Raw genomic sequence first — 19,293 nt, 5'->3', positions numbered from 1 at the left:
GGGCGTCCCCGAGCTAAAGGAACTAAAGCCGTTGAACCGGCCGTTCAGCCGGTATAAACGGGGCTACGGGGGGCCTCCTCACGGGGAGCGTGATGAGCCTGGGACCACCAATGAGCCGCGAAGGCGCCGATCACGCCCTGCGTACGCGCGCCGACGAACGCGACCGCATCTCCGGCGACCTGCTCGACCTCGAGTCCCACACCACGTACCGGCTGCTGAAGGACGCGAAGCTGCGCGGCGCCACCGAGCGGCGCTGGGCCAAGGCGAGGGAGTCGCTGACCGCGCTGTGGTCGCTGTACGACGCCTACCGCGCCGTGCTGCGGGAGGCCGAGCAGGTCAGGGCGAGCCGCACCCGGCTGGGCGCGGAGCAGCTGGCCCGGCTCACCGAGCTGCTGGCGGGCGAGTCGGTGGTGCTGCGCGCCGCGGCCAAGCCGGTCGAGCGGCGCTCTTTACGCGGTGAGGCCGACGAACGGCTGACGCTCGACGAGGCCGTGATCCGCATGGACACCGCCTTCCAGGAGGTCACGGGAGCGCTCAACGACATCGACGCCGTGTGGAACGCGCTGCTCCCCCGGCTCGATGAGGCCGCCGCCGACCTGCGCCGCATCAGGGAGCTGGCGCGCGAGCTGGGTGAGGACGACGATCCCGGCGCGGCGTACGCGGTCGAGGAGGCGGAGCTGGCGCGGCTGCGGTCGGCGGTCGTCGAGGATCCGCTCGGCCCGCCTATCGAGCAGGACCTCGACCGGGTGGCGGGCCTGCTGGCCGCCGGCCGGGCCGAGCACGAGCAGGCGGTGACGGTCAAGGCCGAGTACGCCCGGCGCAGGGAGGACCTGGTGGCCGCTCTCGATCGCGTACGCGCGGCCGAGAGCGAGGAGCGGCTGGCCCACGGCGCGGTCGTCGTCAAGATCGCCCTGCCGCCGCAGGCACAGCCGCGCAGCAGGGTCGAGCCGCTGGCGGCGGAGCTGGCCGCGCTCGACGTGTCCGCCGGCACCTGGGTGCTGCGGGCCAAGCGGCTCGCGGCCCTGGAGGACGAGGTGCGCGCCGCCGAGGAGCGGGCGCGCACCACCGCGAGAGCCCTGTACGGCCTGCTGGCGCGGCGTGACGAGCTGCGCGGGCGGCTCGGCGCCTGCCAGGCGATGGCCGTACGCAAGGGGCTGGCAGAAGACCCGGAGACGACCGAACGGTACGAGCTGGCGCGCGCCCTGCTCTGGACCGCCCCGTGCGATCTGACGCGGGCGGCCGCGGCCGTCGATGACTACCAGCGCGCGATCCACGGAGGTGAGTGATGAGCCGCTGCGCGCAGCCCGGCTGCACGGGCACGATCGAGGATGGCTACTGCGACCTCTGCGGCATGGCCGAGAGCCCGCCTCCGATCCCCGCGGCCGCGTCGCCGAGCATGTCGTCGAGCACGTCGTCGAGCACGTCGCCGAGCCCGGCGCCCGACCCGCTGCAGACCCGGCCGGTGAGCAGGTCGGTCAGCTCGCCGTCGGGCAGCGGCAGGTCACGGGCCGGAGTGCTGGCCACGATCGCCGACCTGCCGTCGGTGCCCTACCGCGACCCGGCGACGGCGGTGATGGCCGATCCGCAGGTGCCGGAGGAGAAGCGGTTCTGCGCGAACTCGGCCTGCGGCAAGCCGGTGGGCCGCTCCCGCGACGGGCGTCCTGGGCTGACCGACGGGTTCTGCAGGCACTGCGGCACCCAGTTCTCGTTCACGCCGAAGCTGGCCAAGGGTGACCTGGTGGGCGATCAGTACCGCGTGCTCGGCTGCCTGGCGCACGGCGGGCTCGGCTGGATCTACCTCGCCTCGGACGAGAACCTGGACGGCCGCTGGGTGGTGCTCAAGGGCCTGCTCAACACCATGGACCCCGAGGCGCTCAGGGTGGCGGAGGCCGAGCGCAGGTTCCTCACCACGGTCGACCACCCCAACATCGTCAAGATCTACAACTTCGTCCGCGCCGGCGGCCACAGCTACATCGTCATGGAGTACGTCGGCGGCCAGTCCCTGCACGAGCTGCGCCGCCAGGGCCCGCTGCCGCTGCGCGAGGCCCTCATGTACGGGCGCGAGATTCTGCACGCCTTCGGCTACCTGCACGAGCAGGGCCTGGTCTACTGCGACCTCAAGCCGGCGAACGTGATCAGGGTCGGCAAGGGGCTCAAGATCATCGACATGGGCGCGGTGCAGCCGTTCGGCTCGCCGGTGGGCTCGTCGTGGGTGACGCCCGGCTACCACGCCCCCGAGCTGGAGACGCGGCCGTCGTCGGTGGCCTCCGACCTGTACACGGTGGCGAGGACGCTGGCGGTGCTGGCGGTCCCCGGCTGGAGCCCGACGTCGGGCGGCGTGCCGAATCCGCTGCCCGACGACTGCGGGCACCCGTCGTTCACCCGGCTGCTGCGGCGGGCGACCGCGCCGGATCCCGCCGACAGGTTCCAGAGCGCGTGGGAGATGGAGGAGCAGCTCGTCGGCGTGCTGCGGGAGGTCTGCGCGCTCGAGGAGGGCGTGCCGTACCCGGCGATGTCGTCCCTGTTCGGCCCGGAGCGCACGGCGGTCGGGACGGCGCTGTCGGAGTCGCGCGAGCAGGTGTTCGGCCCGCTCGACCCGCGGGCGGCCGCGGCGGCGCTGCCGGTGCCGCTGACCGACCCTGGCGACCCGGCGGCGGGCGCGCTCGCCGGTCTGCTCGGCAGCGAAGGGCCTGAGCTGCTCGCCCAGCTCGCCGGGATGACGCAGACGCCGGAGACGAAGCTGATGCGGGTCAGGCTGCTGGCCGAGGACGTCTCGCCCGAGGCGCCGGCCGCGCTGGACGACCTCGACCACGAGCTGCCCGGCGACTGGCGGGTCACCTGGTATCGCGGGGTGTTCGCGCTGGCCGGCGGCCAGGCGGACATGGCGGTGGCGTGCTTCGACGCGTGCCTGTCGGCGCTGCCCGGCGAGCCCGCGCCGAAGCTGGCGCTCGCCTTCGCGCTGGAGTGCGCGGGCAGGCCCGCGGCCGGCTGGTACGACCTCGTCTGGCGCACCGACCGCGCCTACGTCAGCGCGGCGTTCGGGCTGGCCAGGTCAGGCCGGATGAACGTGCTGGACGAGGTGCCCTCGACGTCGGTCTACCGGGTGGCGGCGCAGGTGGCGCTGGCGGCCTCGGTCGTGCGGCGGCCGGACCTGAGCGGGCTCACGCCGTCCGATCTGGTGTCCGCCGTCGAGCGGGTGACCGGGCTGAAGGGCATCGACGGGCGGCAGCGCGACGTGCTCACCGCCGAGCTGCTGCGCGGGGCGCTGGACTGGCTGGAGACCGGCCCGCCGTCACCGCCGAAGGACCTGACGCTGGCCGGCGCGCCGTTCACCGAGCAGGGGCTGCGCCGGCGGCTCGAATCGATCTACCGCAGGCTCGCCGCGCACGCCGACTCGCGGCAGGAGCGGCACGCGTTCATCGACCTCGCCAACTCGGTGCGGCCCAGGACGTGGTGGTGATGGGCGGCAACGGGCCGGCCTGCCCGGTCTGCGACATGTCCGTCATGCCCGGCGACTCCTACTGCGAGGCGTGCGGGCATCCGCTGGGCTCGCCCACCTGCGCCTCGTGCGGGGCGGCGGCGGTGGACGCCGACGGCTACTGCGAGCGGTGCGGGCTGCGCCAGCCGACCGGACGCGACCACGCCGAGCTGGTGCTGCCGGGCGGCGCCGCCGCTTTGACCGACAAGGGGCTGCGGCGGGCCCGCAACGAGGACGCGGTGGCGCTGCTGGAGGCGGGCGGCTCGGTGGTGACCGTGGTGTGCGACGGCGTGGGCAGCTCGCCCCGCGCCGACGAAGCGTCCGCGGTGGCCGTCGAGACCGCGGCGGCGGCGCTCGCCAGGGGGCTGCCGGAGGAGGAGGCGTTCGCGCTGGCCGGGCGGGCGGTGGCCAAGCTGGCGACCTCGCTGGACGACGCGCCCGCCTGTACGTACGTCTCGGCCGTGGCCGAGCCAGGCGGACGCGTGCGGCTGGCGTGGGCCGGCGACACGCGGGCGTACCTGCTGCCCGGCGGCGAGCTGCTGACCGAGGACGACGTGGTGGCGACCGGCGAGATCACCGCCTGGCTCGGCGCCGACGCCGACGGCGCGGCGCCGCACGTCCGCACCCTCACCCCGCCCAGGCCCGGCCTGCTGCTGGTGTGCAGCGACGGCCTGTGGCGCTACCTGGAGGGCTACGCCTTCCCCGCGTCCGGCACCCCGGTCGAGATGGCGCGCGAGATGCTGCGCCACGCGCTCGACTCCGGTGGCCAGGACAACGTGACCATCGTCGTGATCCCCCTAGGAGAGGCTCATGAGTGACCAGCCTGCCTTCACGCTGACCATCGACCAGAACAAGTACCTCCCTCTCGATGGCCGCGAGGTGCACGCGATCCTGACCGTCAGCGCGACGGGGGCGGCGACCGTCCAGGCGGCCTCGACGGAGGCGGCCGAGGTGATCATCGTGGACACGTCGGGCTCGATGAGCGGCAGCAAGATCCGCGAGGCCAGGATGGCGGCGACGACGGCGGTGCAGACGCTGCGCGACGGCGTGCACTTCGCGGTGATCTCGGGAACGAACCGGGCCAGGGTCGTCTATCCCACGAGCCGCGACGGCCTGGCCGTGGCGAACCCGGCGACCAGGGCCGAGGCCGAACGGGCCATCTCCAAGCTGACCGCGCACGGCGGCACCGCGATCGGCGCGTGGATCAAGATGGCGGGTCACCTGCTGACCGCGCACCCCTCGGCGATCAAACACGCGCTGCTGATGACCGACGGGCAGAACAACGAGGGCGAGGACACCTTCGCCAACGTGCTGGCGGCCTGGAGCGGCAAGTTCGTGGTGGACAGCCTGGGCGTGGGCGACGACTGGGTGCCGGCCGAGCTGCGCAAGGTGGCCGAGGCGATGCTGGGCACGTTCGACTTCGTACGCAACCAAGAGGACCTGCCGGAGTACTTCCGCAGGCTGACGCAGGCGTCGATGAGCAAGACCGTGGCGGAGCTGTCGCTGCGGGTGTGGACGCCGCAGGCGGCGCGGCTGAAGTTCGTCAAGCAGGTCTCGCCCACGCTGCTCGACCTGACCGGCAAGCGCACCGACGTCAACCCGCTGACCGGCGACTACCCGACCGGCTCGTGGGGGCAGGAGGAGCGCGAGTACCACATCTGCGTCGAGGTGCCGCAGGGGCAGATCGGCCAGGAGATCCGGGCGGGCTGGGTCAAGCTGGTACGCCCCGACACCCAGGAGGTCCTGGCCAGCGGCAACGTGCTGGCGCAGTGGACCGACGACCTGGCGGCGTCCACCCAGATCAACCGCAAGGTCGCCCACTACACGGGCCAGGCCGAGCTGCACGACCTGATCCAGGAGGGGTTGAGCGCCCGCGCGATGGGCGACGCCGACACCGCCACCGCGCGCCTGGCCAAGGCGCACCGGCTGGCCGAGGAGTCGGGCCGCGAGGACACCGCGCGGCTGCTGGAGAAGGTGGTGGAGGTCGATCCGGCCACCGGCACGGCGCGGCTGCGGCGCCACGTGGACAAGGCCGACGAGATCGAGCTGGACACCGGGTCGGTGCGCACCAGCCGGCTGCGGAAGGAGGGAAGCTGATGGCGACCTGCCCGCAGGGACACGCGTCGGGGGCCGACGACTACTGCGACGTCTGCGGCATCCAGATGGCCCCGCCGGCCCGGCCGGTGTCGCGGCCCCAGCCCCGAGCCCAAGCTCCCCAGCCTGAGACGCAGGCGCAGCCGGCCGAGAACTGCCCGATCTGCCAGACGCCCAGGGCGGGGCAGTTCTGCGAGGTGTGCGGCCACGACTTCACCGGTGCCACGCCGGCCCCGTCCCCGTGACCGGCGTGCGGTGGGAGGCCGTCGCCGCCGCCGACCGGGCGTACTTCGACAAGGTCATCGCCGAGGGCGGGCCGGACGCCGCCGCGATGCAGTTCCCGCCGTACTGTCCCGAGCGTTCCTTCCCGCTGCTGGGCGAGCAGGTGCGCATCGGGCGGCGCAGCAGGGCCAGGAACATCACGCCCGAGATCGATTTGACCGGGCCGCCCGAGGACCCCGGCGTCTCCCACCTGCACGCGGTGCTGCTCGCGCAGCCCGACGGCGGGTGGCTGCTGGTGGATCCGGGCTCCTCCAACGGCACCCAGGTCAACGGCCGCACGCTGCAGACCAACGTGCCGACCAGGGTCGGCCCCGGCGACCGCATCCACCTGGGCGCCTGGACGGTCATCACCATCAGGGAGGGCACGCCATGACGATGGTGCGGACCCCGGCGGGCGCCGTCACCCGGGCACCCGCCGCTCCCCCGCCCGCGCGCCGGCGCAGCGTCCCCGGCCGGATCCGCCTCATCACCGGCGTCACGGTCGTGTCGCTGGCCCTGCTGTTCGCCGCGCTCGCCGCCGGCGGCTCCAGTGCCCGCGAGGGGCTGCGGGTGATCGGCCGCGACGCCGGCCCGCAGGTCGTCGCCACCGCCGGGCTCTACCTGGCGCTCAGCGACATGGACGCGCAGGTCGCGAACGCGCTGGTGATGGGCAAGGACTACCCGCAGCAGCGGCAGGAGGCCACGAAGGCCTACGACAAGCGGCGGGCCGAGGCGGGAGCGGCGCTGCTGAAGGCGTACGAGCTGTCGCTCGACGACGAGGCCGAGCGCACGACCGTGCGGTCCATACTCGACGGTCTCGGCCGCTACGACATGCTCGCCGGTCAGGCGCTGCTGCTCGACGAGAAGGCGGGGCACGCGGCGGGACCGCCGCCCGAGGAGGTGGTGCGGACCTATCGGGAGGCCACCGACCTCATGCGGCAGGTGCTGCTGCCGCAGGCGTACAACCTGACGCTGGAGAACGGCACGATCGTGCGCGCCACCTACGACGAGAAGGCGTTGTGGGTGCCGCTGTGGCGGGCCGTCGTCGTGGTGACCGGGCTGATCGCGCTGGGCTGCCTGATCTGGCTCCAGGTGTTCCTGGCGCGCCGCTTCCGCCGCGTGTTCGGGCCCGCCCTGGTGGTGGCGACCGTGACGACGGCGGTGGCGCTGGGGTTCGGCGTGCACGTGCTCGGCCAGGACGAGCAGGCGCTGCGCACCGCCAAGAACACGGGGTTCGACTCGGTGCTGACGCTGGCCAAGGCGCGGGCGATCAGCAACAGCATGCAGGGCGACCAGAGCCGTGCTCTGCTGGACGAGGAGCGCGCCGACACCTACAAGCACACGTACTTCGACAAGTCGCTGTCGCTCGTCTTCTACGACGTCGGCAACCTGGACGCCTACCACGACCAGGTGACCGCGGGTTCCACGAACTTCCTCGGCATGCTGGGGCCCGAGCTCGTCGGCTCTCAGGGGCATGCGGTCTTCCGCGCGTACCAGGCGTTCCAGACGGAGGACGAGAAGTTCCGCGCGCTGGTCGACGAGAAGCGGACGAACGAGGCCGTCGCCGCCAGGATCGGGCCCGTCACGGGCGCGTTCACCGCCTACGACGACGCGCTGAAGGCGCTGGCCGGCACCCACCAGGGGGTGCTCGCACGGGCCACCGCGCAGGGCGAGGGCGCGCTCGACGACCTGTGGCGGCTGCTCCCCTACGCCATCGGCGCGATCGGGCTGCTGGTGATCGCCGGGGTGTGGCCACGACTCAAGGAGTACCGATGAAGCGAGTGCTGACGGTGGCGCTGCTCCTGGCCTCGGTGGCGGTCTCGGGCTGCGCTGCGGACGGGCGGGAGTCGATCCTCGACAAGGACCGGCTGGTCATCGGGGTGCGCTCCGACCTGCCGTCGGTCGGGTTCGAGCGTGCGAAGGGCACGTTCGAGGGCTTCGACGTGGACGTGGCCGCCTACATCGCCGGGAAGCTGGACAAGGAGTTCACCTTCCGCGGCGTGCTGGCCGCCGACCGGGAGAAGGTGCTCGCCGACGGGCGGGCCGACATGGTGCTGGCCACGTTCACGATCGATCAGGACCGCAAGCAGCGGGTGCTGTTCGCGGGGCCGTACCACATCTCGTACCAGGACATCCTGACCAGGCCGGGCGAACGGATCGGCGACGTGCGCGAGCTGGAGGGGCGCCGGATCTGCGAGGTGCAGGGCGCGAACGCGGCCCAGCGGGTCGTGGACGAGCGCGGGGTGAAGGCGCAGGTGGTGCCGGTGCGCGACTACGCCCAGTGCCTGGCGGCGCTGAAGAACCGCCAGGTGGACGCCGTCACCACCAACGACGTCATCCTGGCCGGGCTGGCCAAGCAGGACGGCTCGGGGCTGACGCTGAACAACGCCCAGTTCAACGAGCAGCGCACCGGCGTGGGGCTGCGGAAGGACGACGTGGCGGGCTGCGAGGAGGTCAACCGCGCGATCACCGAGATGTACCAGGACGGGACGGCCGAGAAGCTGCTGAAGAAGTGGTTCGGCGGGTCACTGCCCCTGGACACCGTCGCCGTGCCCCAGTTCGAGGGCTGCTCGTAACGGGCTCGAAGATGTAGGGGGCAGGGGAAAGGGGACGGCCGTGGCCGTCCCCCGTCGTCCCTGATCAGTCCAGGTAGTCCCGCAACATCTGCGCGCGCGTCGGGTGGCGCAGCTTGGCCAGCGTCTTCGACTCGATCTGGCGGATGCGCTCCCGCGTGACGCCGAACTCCCTGCCCACCTCCTCCAGGGTGCGCGGATGCCCGTCGGCCAGGCCGAAGCGGAGCTGGATGATGCGCTGCTCCCGGTCGGAGAGCGTGGCGAGGATGTCGTCGAGCTGGTCCTGCAGCATGATGAAGGCAGCGGCCTCCATCGGCACGACCGCGTCGGCGTCCTCGATGAAGTCACCGAGGTCGGAGTCCTCCTCGCCGATCGGCGACTGCAGCGACACGGGCTCCTGGGCGATGCGCTGGATCTCGACCACCCGATCGACCGGGAGGTCCATCTCCTTGGCGATCTCCTCGGGCACCGGCTCGCGACCGAGATCCTGGTGCAGCTGGCGTTGCACTCTGACCAGCTTGTTGATGGTCTCCACCATGTGCACGGGGATGCGGATGGTCCGCGCCTGGTCCGCGATGGCCCGGGTGATCGCCTGACGGATCCACCAGGTGGCGTACGTGGAGAACTTGTAGCCCTTGGTGTAGTCGAACTTCTCGACCGCCCGGATCAGACCGAGGTTGCCCTCCTGGATCAGGTCCAGGAACAGCATGCCGCGGCCCACGTACCGCTTGGCGATGGACACCACGAGCCTGAGGTTGGCCTCGATCAGCCGCTGTTTGGCCCGCGTGCCCTGCCAGACCAGCTCCCTGAACTCAGGGAAGGCCAGAGGCGAGACCCCGTTCGCCAGCTTGTCCTCGGCGAACAGGCCGGCTTCGATCGACTTGGCGAGCTCCACCTCCTCCTCAGCGGTCAGCAGGGGCACCCGGCCGATCTCCCGCAGGTAGATACGGACGAGATCGCTGGTCGGCGCCCGCTTGCCTACGTCCTCCTCATCGGCGCGGGTGGATTCCTCGTCGCCCTGTGGCTCGAGGACCTCCACGCCGTTCTCGGCGAGCATGCGCACGACGCGTTCCAGCGCGTCGGACGGCAGCTCGGATCGGTCAAGCGCGGCTGCGACGTCATCGACGGTTACGCTCCCGCGCTCCCTTCCTTTCGCGACGAGGTCCGCCACCTGATCTACGGATGGCGGTCCACTTGGCAGCACCGATGCACCCACGAAGGACAGTCTGCAGTATTGGTTCCATCAAATGGCAGACCCATTTTTGTCACCGAAGGTAAGACGATCGTCTTTGCCGAATTGAGATCGCAATAAGGTTTGGCCCGAGTTTGATCAGGAAAGTAAAGTCAATTACGCGGTCTGGGAATCACGCGCCCGGCGACGACGTCTGGCCGGACGCATCTCTTTCGCTGCCTTCTTCCCCGTTGCACGCCTGCTTTGTCCAGCATTGGACCGCGCCAAGTTTCCTGGTCAACCACCCGGTTTCGCTGCCAAGCCCGCTGCAAAACTGTTACCTGAGCGACGACTCTGAACACCGTTCAGCCCCCTCGAAACGCCGCGCGGGACGGCTCGGAGGGCGGCCCGGGATGCTCAGGGACCCCCGCACGCGGCGCACTCGCCCGGAATGGGCGAGCGGGGCCCCGCACATGGCCAGGCACGGGCTGGCGGGACGGGACGGGGCGTGGCAGGGCCGCCCGCACGACGATCGCACAGGCTGCGAGTGCTGCGCTCACGCCCCGTCAGGCAACCGCCCAGCGCTGCCGGTGGGAGCTTGCGTCCACCCGCCGAGCAGGCGCGCATCGCTGCCGGTGAGGCTTTCGCCCGCCCGTCGAGCAGGCGCGCATCGCTGCCGGTGAGGCTTTCGCCCGCCCGCCGAGCAGCCGCGAGAGCTGCCGTCGGGGCGCTCAGCCGCCCACGAAGCCGCTGCCCAGTGCAGGTGCCAGAGCGGTTCGGCCGTCCCGCTAGGCGGTCGCGCCGACCGTGCGCGATGGGGGCGCTCGGGTGGCCGCATCGCGCGACGCTGCCGCCGGGCCCGCTCAGACGGCTGTCCGCACACGCGTCGCGGGTGACCGGTGGCGACACGGCGAACGGGGAGCAGGACGCCACGCTCAGCCGCTCACGAGGCTGGCGCGCAGGCCGTGGGCAACGGTGTCCGGGCGCCCTGCTCGGCTGCCGTGCAAGGATGCGGGCTGGGGCTGCTCAGGTGGCCGGATCGCCCACAGCGGCGCGCTGGAGCCGCTCAGGCGGCCCACCTGCCACGCATCAGCGCCGCATACGAGAACCCTCAACCGCCCACAGGGCACCCGCACCGGCCACACGGTAGGCCCGCGGGCAGGACCGGCTCAGCCGCCCGCGACACCGCCGCACATGGCGGTGGGACGCTCGCCTGCGGGGGCCGTCGCGCGGGCGGCGAGCAGGCCCCTCATCCGCCCGTAGGACAGTCCCGCAGGTCAGCCGTGAGCAACCGCCGCGAGGCGCCGGTAAGCGGCGCCTCGCGGCCGGGGCAGGAAGCCGCCGGAAGTGGTCCGTTGCCCAGGCCACAGGCCCCACGGGGCAGCCGTCGCGAGGCCCCGGAAGCGGGGCTCCGTGGCCGAAGCAGGCGGCCGCCGGGATCGGCCCGTCCTCAGGCCACAGGCCACAGGCCACAGTGAGCCTGCTCCGTTCCGGCGGACGCCGTCGTTGTGGTGGTCAGCCGCCGCAAGAGGCCGGTGCGCGGCGGCCGAAGCGGGTCAGCCGCCGGCGAGGCGGTCGCGGAGGACGCGGCGGCGTTGTTCCAGTGCTACCAGCTCGCCGAACAGCTTGTTGTACTCCTGCTGCTCCTCCACCGGGTTGAGCCGCTGGATGCGGGACTTGACCTGGGCGATGGCGCGGTCGACCGGCATCGCCTCGGCGGCGGCCATGATGTCGTTGGCGTAGCGCTCCTCGGCGTGGGCGTCGGCGTGGATGGGCTCGACGGCGAAGCGGGTGACCAGCGCCCGCGTGCCCTCCTCGTGGGCGTGCTCCATGAGCCGGTCGACCCACTCGCGGCCGCCGTGGCCGGCCGAGACGACGCCGCCGGCGGCCATGATGACGCGGTGGAGCGCCGCGTGCTCGGGCGTGGTGAACGCGTCGGCCTCCAGCGCGTCGAAGCGCGGCCCGAGCAGCGCGGGCCGCTGCACGGCGAGCTTGAGCAGCTCGCCCTCGACCCGCGCGCTCGGATCGACGGGCGCCGCCTGCGGTGCGCGCCTGCGGCGGCCCTGCTGGGCGCCGGAGACCTCGGAGATGCGCTGCATGACGAAGCGTTCGTCCATGAACCCGAGCCAGCGGTCGAGGTCGATGGCGTAGCGCTTGCGCAGCCCGGCGTCCTTGATGCCGGCCACGATGGGCGCGGCGGCGTCGAGCGCGGCGATCTTGCCTTCGTTGCTGCGCAGGTCGTAGCGGGAGATCGTGCTCCTGATCGCGAACTGGAACAGCGGCTCGCGGCTCGCGATGAGGTCGCGCACGGCCGCGTCGCCCTGCTTGACGCGCAGGTCGCACGGGTCGAGCCCGTCGCTCTGCACCGCGACGTACGTCTGCGTGACGAATTTCTGCTCGTCGGCGAACGCCCGCAGCGCCGCTTTTTGACCCGCCTCGTCGCCGTCGAAAGTGAAGATCACCTCGCCGCGGAACTCGGCCTGGTCGAGCAGGAAACGCCGCAAAACCTTGATGTGCTCTTCGCCGAACGAGGTGCCGCACGTGGCCACGGCGGTGGGCACGCCGGCGAGATGGCAGGCCATCACATCGGTGTAGCCCTCGACGATCACGGCCTGCGCGCGCTTGGAGATCTCGCGCTTTGCAAGATCGATTCCATAAAGGACCTGGCTCTTCTTGTAAAGCGGCGAGTCAGGTGTATTGAGATATTTCGGGCCATCATCGGAATCGAGCAACTTACGTGCGCCGAAACCGATCACATCGCCCGTGGCGTCCCGAATCGGCCAGATCAGCCGGCCCCTGAACCGGTCGATGGGCCCGCGCCTGCCCTCCCTGGCCAGGCCGCCCTTCACCAGCTCGTCGACGGTGAATCCGCGGCCCAGGAGGTGGCGGGTCAGCGCCTCCCACTCGGCCGGCGCGTACCCGACACCGAACTTCTCGGCGTCGGCACGCTCGAAGCCGCGCTCGGACAGGAAGCGCCGCCCCGGAGCCGCCTCGGGGCTCATGAGCTTCTCGGCGTAGAACTCGGCGGCGATGCGGTGGGCCTCGATGAGGCGGGCGCGCTCGCCGTGGTCGCGCCTGGGGACGTAGCCGCCCTGCTCGTACTGGAGCTGGATGCCGGCCCGCTGGGCGAGCCGCTCGACGGCCTCCGTGAACGAAAGGTGCTCGATCTTCTCGACGAACGTGATCACGTCGCCGCCCTCGCCGCAGCCGAAGCAGAAGAACATGCCCCGCTCGGGCGTGACGTTGAACGACGGCGTCTTCTCGTCGTGGAACGGGCACAACCCCTTGAGATTGCCGCCCCCGGCGTTGCGCAACTGGATGTGCTCGCCGATCACATCGGCGATGGGAGAGCGCTCGCGCACGAGCGCGATGTCGACGTCACGGATCCGGCCAGCCACGCCGGGAAGTCTATTCCGCCCCACCGACGGTTCTGCTCGTCGTGGGTGTCCCCGGCATGGGGAGCGGGCCACCCCGGCATGGGGAGTGGGCCGCCCTGACATGGGAGTGCGGGTGTCCCCGGCATGGCAGATCACGGGTGTTCACGGCGCGGGAAACGGGGAGGTAGCGGAGGGTCACCACGCGGCTGCTAAAGGGGGAAAGCGGCAATGCGGGGGCTCCCGGTCGGCTACAAAGGTAAAGGTTGTCGGTGGAAACGGTGACACGGGTGGAGAACATGCGATCGGGGCTTATCGGACGTTGGGCGGCCGTCACGGGCGCCGTGCTGCTGACCGGTGCCTGCACCCAGGCCACTGGCCTCGCGGGAGTCGGCGTGGGCCGCTCGGCCACGCCTCCCGCCACCGTTCCCGCATCGGGCCCCGCCGGAGGGACGGCGGCCGAGCCGACGCCGACGGCGAGCCCCGCTCCGACCCCGGAGCACCAGGCGGCCGAGCGACCCAAGGGCGACGACCCGGTCAAGGTGCCGCCGCCGAAGCTGTCGAAGTACACCTACACCTTCCCCGTGAAGGGCTGTAAGGTCAGCTACCAGCGCAAACTCCTGGTGCTGCCCAAGACGACGATCTGGGCCAAGGAGGGCTGCTCGTTCGTCGCGCCCGTGGACGGCGTGGTCGACGAGGTCAACCTCACCGACAACTGGTCGCCCGCCACGGACGCGGGGGCGGCGCGCGAGGGCAAGTTCGTCACGATCATCGGGGCCGACGGCGTGCGCTACCTCGGCGGCCACCTCTCCTCCGTCGCCGACGGGATCAAGCCCGGCACGAAGGTCAAGGGCGGCCAGGTGCTGGGGAAGGTGGGCAGGTCGGGCAACGCCCGCGACACCGGCTCCAACCTCTACTTCGCGATCTCGTGGAAGACCGGCCCGGCCTACTGGTGGGTGCGCAGGGGCATGGTCAAGCCGTGGGACTACCTCGACGCCTGGCGTAAGGGCAACCGCACGCTCTCGCCCCGCGAGGAGACGCTGAAGCTGCGCAAGAAGCTGGGCGAGACCCCGCCCTGCACCGTGCAGTGCGTCGGCAAGGTGGTGGCGCCGGTGCAGACGACGACGTCCAGCACCCCGAAGCCGACGAGCAAGCCCAAGAAGCGCAAGCCGCGCGAGGAGGAGATCGTCACGCTCAACCCGACGACCGCTTCTTGAGGCGGATGGCCGTCTGAGCCTCGCGCAGTCAGCGTGAAAGGCGGCGGTGCCAGGCGACGGCCTGAGCGGTCAGCGTGAAAGGCGGCGGTGCCAGGCGACGGCCGAGGTGTCGGTGAGCGAGGCGATCTGGTCGATCACCACGCGTATGCGGGCCGGGTCGTCGGGCGCCTCGATGAACGCGGGCCTGAAGGCGGGCTCCAGCGTCTCCGGCGCGCCGAGCGTGATCAGTGAGGCCAGCTCGGTGATGAGGTCGCGCTGCCTGGCCTGGTTGGCGTGGTGGAACTCGGTGGCCATCACGTAGTGCGCGGTGACGCCCTTGAGCAGCGCGCACTCCAGCCGGGTGGCGCGCGGCACGACGAGGTCGGCGCGGTGCCGCGCTCCGTGCACCTCCTTGGTGGCGGCCTGCGCAGAGCGGCAGAAGCGGCCGATGAGACCGCTGGTCAGCGCCTTCAGCCCGGCCAGGTCGGCGAGCGTGGCCGCGAAGTGGCGGGGCCACAGCGGGTCGTCGATCAGCTTGGCGAAGACCTCCTCCAGCTCGTTGAGGTCGGCTCCGGGGGCGTACCAGGTGCGGGTGGTCTCGCAGACGTCGGCGCGCTCCCGGCGCGACCGCAGCGCCTCGGGGGTGACGTGCCCCGAGTGCAGGGCGTCCTCCAGGTCGTGTACGGAGTAGGCGACGTCATCGGCCCAGTCCATGATCTGCGCCTCGAAGCTCACCCGGCCATCGGGCGCGCCCTGCCTGATCCACTCGAACACCGGCAGGTCGTCGTGGTAGACGCCGAACTTGGGCGACTTGTCGCACGTCCAGGGGTACTTGATGGAGGCGTCGAGCGCGGCGCGGGTGAGGTTGAGCCCGGCGCTGCGGCCGTCCTCGGTGAGCACCTTGGCCTCCAGCCTGGTGAGCAGGCGCAGGCTCTGCGCGTTGCCCTCGAAGCCGCCGCATGAGGCGGCGAGCGCGTTGAGCGCGACCTCTCCGTTGTGCCCGAACGGCGGGTGCCCGAGGTCGTGCGCCAGGCAGGCGGTCTCCACCAGGTCGGGATCGACGCCGAGCGTGGCGCCCATCTCGCGGCCCACCTGGGCGCATTCGAGCGAGTGCGTGAGGCGGGTGCGCGGGATGTGCTGGCCGCCGCCGAGCGTCTCGACGGGGCCGACGACCTGCGTCTTGGCGGCCAGCCTGCGTAGCGCGGCGCTGTGCAGCACGCGAGCTCTGTCCCGTTCGAAGGCGGAACGCTGAGGATTGCCGGGTGGCTCGGGAACCCAACGCTCCTGGTCGTGCTCGTCGTAGTACGCCATGTGTGCGGTGATTTTCTCCAGTTTCGTCTCTCCGCTAGTGTCAAGCCTCGCGAGAACCCCTTCCCCGGGAGCCCTCCCCCATGACGACAGCATTCCGAGCGGTGTTGGCCTTCACCCTGCTCGCCGGCTTCTACGTGCTGGTCGGCCTCATTCTGGCAGCCGCCGTCTTCTTCGACGTGCTGCTTTTCGTGGACTTCCACACCAATCTGGTCAAGTTCGCGGTCGTGCTGACGCTGGCGGCGGGCGCTCTCGTACGCGCGCTGGTGATGGTCAGCCGCCGCCGCGGGGGCGAGCAGCCGGGCGTGGCGGTGGGCCGCGAGCACGAGCCGGTGCTGTGGCAGACGGTCGAGGAGCTGGCCCAGCGCGTCCGTACGGCGCCGCCGGACGAGATCCGGCTGGTCCCCGAGGTGAACGCGGCGGTGTCGGAGGACACCAAGTTCCTCGGCATGAAGGCGACCAAGCGGCGGATGTTCATCGGCCTGCCGCTGTTGCAGACGCTCACCGTGGACGAGCTGCGCGCGGTGCTCGGGCACGAGCTGGGCCACTACAGCGGCGCGCACACCCGGCTGGGCGCGCCGGTCTACCGCGGCAGGGTCTCGCTGATCGCGACCGTCCAGGGCCTGCAGAACCACCCGTTCGTGCAGCGCCTGTTCACCTGGTACGCCAAGCTCTACCTGCGCATCTCCCAGGCCGTCTCGCGCAAGCAGGAGCTGGAGGCCGACCGGTTCGCGGTGGCGATCGGCGGCCGGCAGGCCATGGCGGGCGCGCTGCGCAAGATCCACGCGACGGCGGCGGGCTGGGCGCTGTACGCCGAGAACTACCTCGTCCTGACCGGGGCGGGCGGCGCCAGGCCGGCGTCCGTGTTCGGCGGGTTCCACGCGCTGATGAGCGACCCCGAGCGGCAGGCGCAGATCGCCAAGCTTGCCGAGCAGCCCGAGGAGGTCTCGCCGTACGACTCCCACCCGAGCCTGGCCGAGCGCCTCGCGGCCATCGAGCACCTGCCCGAACCGCAGCAGGTGCCGGACCCGCGCTCGGCGCTGACGCTGCTCGTCGATCCCAACGTGGCGGTGCAGGCCGTCGAGCAGTCGATGTGGAGCCCTGAGGCGCTGATGACGCTGCGCCCGGTGCCGTGGGAGGAGCTGGTCGCGCACGGCATGTACGCGGCGCGCAACGCCGAGGCCCTGCACGACCTGGCGATCGCGGGCCAGCAGGTGATGGGGGCCTCGCGGCCGTACCTGGACGCGGCGTTCGAGGCGATCGCCCGCGGGCGGCAGGCCGAGCTCGAGGCCAAGCTGCTCGAGCAGGGCTGGAACCCGTCGCCGACGCTGCTCGCCGGGGTGCTCGGCCAGGCGCTCGAGGCGGTGCTGATCCAGCTCGGCCAGGCCAAGTGGACGCTGTCGTGGTCGGGGCCCGCGCGACTGCTTTACGACGACGGCGAGGAGGTGGCGCTGTCGGAGTACGCCGCCCAGGTCGCGGCCAACCCGGCGGCGGTGCCCGGGCTGCGGCAGTGGCTCGGCGACCACGGCATGCGCCACGACTACGTGCCGATCGAGGAGCCCCGCCCGGCCGCCCTGCACTGACCCCGCCGCCGCACGCCACCGGCCTGGCAGCGCCCCATAGCGGCACCGGCGCCTGCCCCGGCAGCGCCTCGGTAGCGGCCCTCACACCACCCCGGCAGCGCCCCGGTAGCGGCCCCGGCACCGCCCCTGCACCCGCTGCGACACCGGACCTCGACGGAGATCGCCCCGAAAAATCGCCGATCCCTTGCCAGGTTGCGATCCGTGGCCTTACGGTCACCGTTAGCATACGGACGGCCTGGAGGAGGCCATGTGAGCAGGCAGGACGGCGGGGCCCGGGCGATGCTTCCGCACATCGCCTGGCGCCTGGAGGAGATGCTCGCGGCCATCGCCGAGCGCCGGCCGCGCGCGACGGGCGCGATCGAGCAGGCGCTGCGCAAGGTGCCGCGCCACTGGTTCGTTCCCTCACGCGGGCTGGTGCTCGAAGACGACGGCGCGCGGCCGATCGACCGCGACGACGATCCGACCGCCTGGTGGGACGCCGTCTACTCCGGACGGCCGATCGCCACGCCGAGCCCCAAGGGCTCGAGCTCCTACCGCTGCGTGATGCTCGCCCCGAGCTGTGTCGTCGACCTGCTCGAACTGCTCGATCCGCAGCCCGGTCAGCGGATCCTCGAGGTGGGCACGGGCAGCGGCTGGATCACCGCGCTGCTGTGCCGGCTGACGGGCGAGTCGGGCAGCGTGACGTCGGTCGAGGGCGACGCGGCGGTGGCCGAGGACGCGTGGCGGAACCTGGTGGCCGCCGGAGTGCGCCCCCACCTGATCGTCGGCGACCCGGCGCGCGGGTGCCCGGAGCGGGCGCCCTACGATCGGGTGCTCGCGCCGTCCGTCATGCCCGACACGTGGGTGTCGCAGGCGCGGCCTGGCGCGGTGATCGTCGGCGGGAACGACCGGGCGGCGATGCGGCTCGTGGTCCCCTCGGACGACGCCTGACCTCAGCGGGGAGTCGACCGGACCGTCACACTGCCCGCCTCCCCGCCGCCTGCCCGCCGGTGAGTACGCGCTGCTGCCCGGCCTGCCCGATCCTGAGCTGACCTCGCACGCCGCGCGCCGCCCTTCTTCTCCGGGGGCGGCGCGCCCGCCTGATGGCCGCGTCCGTACGGTTCTGGCCGGATTTATTCGGTTGACCGCGCGTACGGCCGGTCATGACGATGGCCGGGTGCAGATCGAATACAAGCGGCTGGCACCAGAGGACAACGAGAAGCTGGTCGATTTCCTGATGTCCAGCCAGTGGCCGTTCCACGCCAGCGTCCCAGAGCCCGACGCGATCAGGCAGCGGGTGGCTTCCGGTGTCTACGACGACGCCGACAACCGTACGTTCTGGCTGCTCGCCGACGGCGAACGAGCGGGGCTGATCAGGCTGACCGACCTCACCGACCCCACGCCCATGTTCGACCTGCGGATCAGCTCCAAGTGGCGGGGACGCGGGCTCGGCAAGGCGGCGGTGCGCTGGCTGACGGAGTACCTGTTCAACGAGTTCCCGGAGATCCGGCGGGTGGAGGGGCAGACCCGCGGCGACAACGCGGCGATGCGGGCCGTCTTCCGCGCGTGCGGCTACATCAAGGAGGCCCACTACCGCGAGGCGTGGCCGTCTCCCGACGGGTCGGTGCACGCCTGCATCGCGTACGCGATCCTGCGCCACGACTGGGCCACCGGCACGACGACGCCCCTCGTCTGGGACGACGAGCCTGTACGAACGTGACCCCCTGCGGCCCGCTCAGTCCACGTCGACGTCGTCGAGCAGCCTGAGCAGCCGCGAGAGCACGCGCAGGCAGGCATCGACCTCGGCCTCGGTCAGGTCGGCGCCCACCTGCCGCAGCACCGCGCGTTCGCGCGCGATCACCGCGTCGATGGCGGCCCGCCCCTTGCCGGTCAGCCGGATCAGCGACGAGCGCTTGTGCGCCGGGTTGGGCACCGTCTCGACCAGCCCACGCGCCATCGCGTCGTTGGTCATGCGCTGTACGAACTGGCGGCTCAGCGCCTGCGCCCGCCCCATCTGCGGGACGGTCATGGGGCCGAGGTCACGCAGCATGTTGAGCACCGCCCGCACTCCGACCGACAGGCCCTCGATGGGCGCATCCTGCTCCACCTTGCGCTGGGCGCGCCGGTAGAGGGGGCCCACCAGGTCGAAGACCTCGGTGAGCCGGTCGGTCACCGGCTGCCGTGCCGCCTCACTCACCCTCCCATCATGACACCTCAGTTGTCATCCCGAACGCCTTCACCCGGCGATATGACACCTTAGTTGTCATTCTCACGCG

17 protein-coding genes are annotated in these 19,293 nt (G+C 71.7%); 12 read left to right on the top strand and 5 right to left on the bottom strand.

Annotation, left to right across the window (positions count from 1 at the left end):
- Positions 1 to 110 precede the first annotated feature (110 nt).
- On the top strand, positions 111 to 1,286 hold the full coding sequence (locus ACFMQL_RS24610; protein ID WP_364056702.1) for a hypothetical protein: 1,176 nt from the start codon (positions 111 to 113) through the stop codon (positions 1,284 to 1,286).
- Positions 1,287 to 1,332: 46 nt separating this feature from the next.
- On the opposite strand, the gene ACFMQL_RS24605 is transcribed toward ACFMQL_RS24610, so the two are convergent.
- Positions 1,333 to 1,524, bottom strand: coding sequence for a hypothetical protein (locus ACFMQL_RS24605; protein ID WP_378787183.1), 192 nt, complete (start codon positions 1,522 to 1,524; stop codon positions 1,333 to 1,335).
- Here ACFMQL_RS24605 and ACFMQL_RS24600 point away from each other — a divergent pair.
- Genes ACFMQL_RS24600 through ACFMQL_RS24570 form a run of 7 tightly spaced genes read left to right on the top strand, consistent with a single transcriptional unit; the run spans position 1,514 to position 8,409 of the window.
- On the top strand, positions 1,514 to 3,460 hold the full coding sequence (locus tag ACFMQL_RS24600) for a tetratricopeptide repeat protein (RefSeq protein WP_364056708.1): 1,947 nt from the start codon (positions 1,514 to 1,516) through the stop codon (positions 3,458 to 3,460). The two genes, ACFMQL_RS24605 and ACFMQL_RS24600, sit on opposite strands and share 11 nt — an antisense overlap.
- A 35-nt stretch (positions 3,461 to 3,495) precedes the next feature.
- Positions 3,496 to 4,296 (top strand): protein phosphatase 2C domain-containing protein, encoded by an 801-nt coding sequence (locus ACFMQL_RS24595; protein ID WP_378787181.1) that lies wholly within the window; start codon positions 3,496 to 3,498, stop codon positions 4,294 to 4,296.
- Entirely contained in the window at positions 4,289 to 5,575 is a 1,287-nt protein-coding gene (locus tag ACFMQL_RS24590; protein ID WP_364056714.1) for a VWA domain-containing protein, read from the top strand. The genes ACFMQL_RS24595 and ACFMQL_RS24590 overlap by 8 nt, the downstream gene beginning before the upstream one ends.
- Positions 5,575 to 5,817: a hypothetical protein gene (locus tag ACFMQL_RS24585; RefSeq protein WP_378787180.1), complete on the top strand. Its 243-nt coding sequence runs from the start codon at positions 5,575 to 5,577 to the stop codon at positions 5,815 to 5,817. The genes ACFMQL_RS24590 and ACFMQL_RS24585 overlap by 1 nt, the downstream gene beginning before the upstream one ends.
- Positions 5,814 to 6,227: an FHA domain-containing protein gene (locus ACFMQL_RS24580; protein ID WP_378787178.1), complete on the top strand. Its 414-nt coding sequence runs from the start codon at positions 5,814 to 5,816 to the stop codon at positions 6,225 to 6,227. Before ACFMQL_RS24585 ends, ACFMQL_RS24580 begins: the two co-directional genes overlap by 4 nt.
- On the top strand, positions 6,224 to 7,609 hold the full coding sequence (locus tag ACFMQL_RS24575; protein ID WP_378787177.1) for a hypothetical protein: 1,386 nt from the start codon (positions 6,224 to 6,226) through the stop codon (positions 7,607 to 7,609). Before ACFMQL_RS24580 ends, ACFMQL_RS24575 begins: the two co-directional genes overlap by 4 nt.
- On the top strand, positions 7,606 to 8,409 hold the full coding sequence (locus ACFMQL_RS24570) for a transporter substrate-binding domain-containing protein (RefSeq protein ID WP_364056723.1): 804 nt from the start codon (positions 7,606 to 7,608) through the stop codon (positions 8,407 to 8,409). Before ACFMQL_RS24575 ends, ACFMQL_RS24570 begins: the two co-directional genes overlap by 4 nt.
- A gap of 64 nt (positions 8,410 to 8,473) precedes the next feature.
- Here the strand turns inward: ACFMQL_RS24570 and rpoD are convergent, their stop codons facing one another.
- Together rpoD and dnaG are read right to left on the bottom strand one after the other, a co-directional pair.
- Positions 8,474 to 9,577, bottom strand: a complete 1,104-nt coding sequence (gene rpoD / locus ACFMQL_RS24565) for an RNA polymerase sigma factor RpoD (RefSeq protein WP_378787175.1) — start codon at positions 9,575 to 9,577, stop codon at positions 8,474 to 8,476.
- A gap of 1,556 nt (positions 9,578 to 11,133) precedes the next feature.
- The gene (gene dnaG / locus ACFMQL_RS24560) at positions 11,134 to 12,975 is read right to left on the bottom strand and encodes a DNA primase (RefSeq protein ID WP_378787174.1); all 1,842 of its coding nucleotides are present in this window, start codon (positions 12,973 to 12,975) and stop codon (positions 11,134 to 11,136) included.
- Between the two features lie 275 nt (positions 12,976 to 13,250).
- Here dnaG and ACFMQL_RS24555 point away from each other — a divergent pair, with 275 nt between their 5' ends.
- Positions 13,251 to 14,168, top strand: a complete 918-nt coding sequence (locus ACFMQL_RS24555) for a M23 family metallopeptidase (RefSeq protein WP_378787172.1) — start codon at positions 13,251 to 13,253, stop codon at positions 14,166 to 14,168.
- A 69-nt stretch (positions 14,169 to 14,237) separates the two neighbouring features.
- On the opposite strand, the gene ACFMQL_RS24550 is transcribed toward ACFMQL_RS24555, so the two are convergent.
- Positions 14,238 to 15,458 carry a deoxyguanosinetriphosphate triphosphohydrolase gene (locus ACFMQL_RS24550; RefSeq protein ID WP_364056732.1) on the bottom strand — a complete coding sequence of 407 codons (1,221 nt, stop codon included), beginning with the start codon at positions 15,456 to 15,458 and terminating at the stop codon, positions 14,238 to 14,240.
- A 101-nt stretch (positions 15,459 to 15,559) separates the two neighbouring features.
- On the opposite strand from ACFMQL_RS24550, the gene ACFMQL_RS24545 reads away from it, so the two are divergent.
- From ACFMQL_RS24545 to ACFMQL_RS24535, 3 genes are all read left to right on the top strand, one after another.
- Entirely contained in the window at positions 15,560 to 17,038 is a 1,479-nt protein-coding gene (locus ACFMQL_RS24545; RefSeq protein WP_364056735.1) for a M48 family metallopeptidase, read from the top strand.
- A 249-nt stretch (positions 17,039 to 17,287) separates the two neighbouring features.
- Complete coding sequence (locus ACFMQL_RS24540) at positions 17,288 to 17,968, top strand: hypothetical protein (protein WP_364056738.1); 681 nt, start codon at positions 17,288 to 17,290, stop codon at positions 17,966 to 17,968.
- Positions 17,969 to 18,194: 226 nt separating this feature from the next.
- Positions 18,195 to 18,737, top strand: coding sequence for a GNAT family N-acetyltransferase (locus ACFMQL_RS24535; protein ID WP_378787170.1), 543 nt, complete (start codon positions 18,195 to 18,197; stop codon positions 18,735 to 18,737).
- A 15-nt stretch (positions 18,738 to 18,752) separates the two neighbouring features.
- On the opposite strand, the gene ACFMQL_RS24530 is transcribed toward ACFMQL_RS24535, so the two are convergent.
- Positions 18,753 to 19,214, bottom strand: coding sequence for a MarR family winged helix-turn-helix transcriptional regulator (locus tag ACFMQL_RS24530; protein ID WP_378787168.1), 462 nt, complete (start codon positions 19,212 to 19,214; stop codon positions 18,753 to 18,755).
- Between the last annotated feature and the right edge of the window lie 79 nt (positions 19,215 to 19,293).

The organism is Nonomuraea fastidiosa (assembly GCF_042751225.1).
In the GTDB taxonomy this organism is placed as follows: domain Bacteria; phylum Actinomycetota; class Actinomycetes; order Streptosporangiales; family Streptosporangiaceae; genus Nonomuraea; species Nonomuraea fastidiosa.
The sequence above is the reverse complement of the archived record's forward strand: the minus strand, read 5'-3'. Positions and strand labels throughout refer to the sequence as shown.